Genomic DNA, 1,215 nt, shown 5'->3' on the forward strand with positions numbered 1-1,215 from the left:
CCGCCGCTCTCCTCTGGGGCCGGTCCATGGGCAGCGGGGAATTTGCCCTGAATGTGTATCCGTCTTCTCTGCCGGTGTACATGGATCTGATGAAAAAGGGCCTGCTGGGAGATCTGATGGCTGCCGGAGCCGTGGTAAAGACCGCCTTCTGCGGACCCTGCTTCGGGGCAGGGGATACCCCCAACAACAACGGCCTGTCCATCCGGCACAATACCCGGAACTTCCCCAACCGGGAAGGATCCAAACCGGGCCAGGGACAGATGGCGGCGGTGGCCTTGATGGACGCCCGGAGTATTGCGGCTACCGCAGCCAATAACGGCATCCTGACTTCCGCGGAAGCCTACGGGGATGTGTTCGGCAGCGTACCGGAATACCATTTCGACGACAGCGCCTACAAGGCCCGGGTGTACAACGGCTTTGGCAAACCGGAACCGGAACAGAAACTGTTCTACGGTCCCAACATCAAGGATTGGCCGGAAATGCCGGAACTGGGAGAAAATGTACTGCTCCAGGTGTGCTCCAAGATCCTGGACCCGGTGACCACCACCGATGAACTGATCCCCTCCGGAGAAACTTCCTCCTACCGGTCCAACCCTCTGGGCCTGGCGGAATTCACCCTGAGCCGCCGGGATCCGGGCTATGTGGCACGGACCAAGGCGGTGAAGGAACTGGAACTGGCCCGGGAAGCCGGCAAAGACCTGCTGCTGGAGAAACCGGAACTGGGGACTCTGTTCCGCCGGATCCAGGGGATCCCGGGAGGAGAAGGGGCTGCCCTGTCCAATACGGAAATCGGGTCCCTGGTGTACGCCACCCGGCCCGGTGACGGGTCTGCCCGGGAACAGGCAGCCAGCTGCCAGCGGGTGATCGGGGGCCTGGCCAACATCACCCAGGACTACGCCACCAAACGGTACCGGAGCAATGTGATCAACTGGGGGATGCTGCCCTTCCACCTGAAAGGAGAACCGGAAGGATTTGAAGTGGGAGACTGGATCTTCGTGCCGGGAATCCGGGAAGCCCTGGACGGCAGTCTGGACCAGATCCGGGCCTGGGTGCTGAAAGAGGGAGAACCGGTGGAACTGACCCTGTTCATCAAACCCCTGACCCAGGAAGAAAAAGAAATCATCAAGGCCGGGTGCCTGATCAATTACAATCGGAAGAAATAAAAAAGGGGGTGTTGCACGTTGCGGGGATTGTCAAGAATTTTGTGTTTTTAGT

General features: G+C 59.8%; 1 pseudogene. It reads left to right on the plus strand.

Going from position 1 to position 1,215, the window contains the following annotated elements:
• Positions 1–1,163 (plus strand): annotated as a pseudogene (locus QVO43_RS06670) (aconitase family protein); the annotation flags it as partial.
• Positions 1,164–1,215 lie beyond the last annotated feature (52 nt).

Origin of the sequence: Acidaminococcus sp. CAG:542, assembly GCF_000437815.1 — a bacterium.
Taxonomy (GTDB): domain Bacteria; phylum Bacillota; class Negativicutes; order Acidaminococcales; family Acidaminococcaceae; genus Acidaminococcus.